We start from the raw sequence: 2,874 nt of genomic DNA on the forward strand, positions 1-2,874 counted from the left end.
GCTCTCTTGTTTCCAAAAAACCTTTATTTATAATATTTTTCTCTTCTGCCTTCTTTATCGTTTCCTCATCAATATCAATTCCATAAACAGTCTTAATACCAATTTCCTTAAAACTTTGTGCAAAAGCTGCTCCAATTACTCCGAGTCCTACTATTGTTACTGTTAAATTTTCTATTTTTTTCAAAATTGTAAACACCCCTTTTTACAAATTTTCTTATAAACAGCTACTTCAATTTAAATATTATATGAAAAATATCAAAATTTTAATTATTCCACCAGCTTTTATTTTGCTTTTCCAATTTTTTCATTTCCTCTGTTCTTCCTTGCGACTTATAAATTTCTATTAACATATTTCGCTCGTATGTTTTACCATCAGTTGCATGCTTAAATGCCATAGAATTTTTATACGCCTTTTCAGCTTCAATAAAATTACCTTGTAAAAAATACATATCTCCTATTCTAATCCAATAATCTCTAGCATCAAATTTTTGAGTTTTATTCGATATTTTTTCTATTGCCAATTTGTAATACTTTATGGCATTTTCATAATTTTGAGTTTTATAATCATACATTTGGGCTAATGAAGCATAATCAGGTTGATAGTCTTCTAATTCAATTAACTGTAAATAAGTTTTTTCTGCTAAATCATATTTTTTTAAACTTACATAAGAATATGCTAACATTCTCAAATCTCTAACATCACCTGTTTCCTTATAATTATTTTCATATTCTTGTAATTTTTGTTCACCAAAACTTTTATCTTTCTTCTGTCTTTCTAAAGTTTCTTGAGCTGGTTTATATCCTTTATCAGCAGCTTCTTTTAACAATTTATTTCCTTTTTCATCCTGTTTTATCCAAATATAAAATTCTCCCAGATCATTTAACGCTTTTATATCACCAGATTTTATTAATTCATTATACCGTTCAATAATTTTTTCTTCTAATTCTTTAGTTTTCTCTATATTTACTTTTAAAACTGAAAGCACTATTGAATCTCTCCAATACCTATAGAATGAAATAATTTTTTCTTTTGTTTCTCTACTATTTCCTAAGTTATTATTTTCTTTTTCATATTTTAATAATAATTTTTCAGATTCTTCAAATTTTCTATTTCGCAAATAATAATCACTTAATTTTAACAGTGAATCCTTATCTCCTTTTTCAATTTGCTTTAAATATTGTTTTTCTTCTTTAGTATAAGTTTCTTTAGAAAAAGAATTAATCGAAAAAATTAAAATTAGTAATAATAGCCATTTTCTTTTCATTTTTTACAACCTTCTAATAAATTTATTTAAAACTTTTCCCCAACACATTCGCAATCTTCTCCACATCCTGCATCAAGTCATCAAACACTTCAAATTTCAATGATTGAGGCCCATCTGACAATGCCTTGTCTGGCTCAGGATGTACTTCTACCATTAATCCATCTGCTCCAACAGCAATTCCTGCCATCGCAAGAGGTTTTACCATCCAGTATTTCCCAGTTGCATGAGCTGAATCTACAATTATTGGCAAATGTGTCAATTTTTTAATCATAGGTACTGCATTCAAGTCTAATACATTTCTGTATGCTGTTTCATAAGTTCTGATTCCTCTTTCACAAAGAACTACATTTTCATTTCCGCCAGCCAAAATGTATTCTGCCGACATTAACCATTCTTCAATTGTTGCACTCAATCCTCTTTTTAACAGTACTGGAATATTTGTTTTCCCAACTTCTTTCAGCAAATCAAAATTTTGCATATTTCTCGCACCTAACTGAATCATATCAAGATGTGGACCAAATTCATGCAATTGAGCAATTGACATAACTTCGCATATTATTGGAAGTCCTGTTTCTTCTTTTGCTTTTTTCATCAATTCAATACCTTCCATCCCTAATCCTTGAAAGGCATAAGGCGACGTTCTAGGTTTAACAACTCCACCTCTTAAGATATTTGCTCCAGCAGCTTTTACAGCTTTTGCTGTATCAATAATTTGTTTTTCATTTTCCACAGAACAAGGTCCTGCCATCATCACAAGGCTATTTCCCCCAATTTCTACATTTCCCACTTTTACAATAGTGTCTTCTGGTTTAAATTTTCTACTTGCTCTCTTATAAGGCTCTTGTACTCTTTGTACATCCAGCACATAATCTAGCGACTGGATATGTTTTATATCGATTGTGCTGATATCTCCAACTAATCCTAAAATTGAATATTCTTTGCCATTAATTAATTTAACACTCACATTATTCTCCGTTTCCAATCTATTTACTAAATTTTCCAAGATTTTTTCACTTATTCCACCGTCTACTTTAATAATCATCATTTTTTCTCCTATCTTATTTTTGATTTTTTATTTATAAAACTTTTTTTGAATAAATTTCAAACTATACCACAACTACAGCTTTTCCGTTATAAATTACCATAAAAACATCTCATTATCCGCTATTAACACTTCATATTCTACTTTTATGCTAACTATAAAATTTGCTAATTGTAGCTTTATTCTTAATTTTTTACAAAGCATATTCTCGTACACTTTAATATTTTCCTAAAATTTTTTGTAAACTTACTTCGCATTTTTAAATATATTTGCTTCAAAAATAACTTCTTCAAAGTTAATTCCTTTGTATTTCATAATTTTCTTGCTCTGAAACTCAAGTAACTATATTTTACCTTTTTTATGTATTTCCTAATTTTTTAACTAAATTTTTGTAAAAAAAAACTCTCTTAAAACAACTTTAGGAGAGGATAATATTTATACATAATATTTATTTCTACATTTTACGATACTTTAATAGTTTATTTACTACAGCCAAAATTTATAAAATTTGCGTGAGCGAGCTAAATTGAAATGTAAATTTAGCAGCTAACGGCGCTTAAATTTAAC

At 28.3% G+C, this 2,874-nt stretch carries 3 protein-coding genes; all 3 read right to left on the bottom strand.

What is annotated here, in order from left to right; all coding sequences use genetic code 11:
* Nucleotides 1-184 (bottom strand): NAD-binding protein (locus Q0370_RS01960; RefSeq protein WP_299571381.1); only part of this gene is annotated, 184 nt, incomplete at its 3' end.
* A 79-nt stretch (nt 185-263) separates the two neighbouring features.
* A complete protein-coding gene (locus Q0370_RS01965; RefSeq protein ID WP_299571384.1) occupies nt 264-1,265 on the bottom strand; it encodes a tetratricopeptide repeat protein in 1,002 nt (333 codons plus the stop codon).
* 22 nt (nt 1,266-1,287) lie between these two features.
* Nucleotides 1,288-2,307 carry a 3-deoxy-7-phosphoheptulonate synthase gene (gene aroF, locus Q0370_RS01970; RefSeq protein WP_299571387.1) on the bottom strand — a complete coding sequence of 340 codons (1,020 nt, stop codon included), beginning with the start codon at nt 2,305-2,307 and terminating at the stop codon, nt 1,288-1,290.
* Between the last annotated feature and the right edge of the window lie 567 nt (nt 2,308-2,874).

It is taken from the genome of uncultured Leptotrichia sp., assembly GCF_938036635.1.
Lineage (GTDB): Bacteria > Fusobacteriota > Fusobacteriia > Fusobacteriales > Leptotrichiaceae > Leptotrichia > Leptotrichia hongkongensis.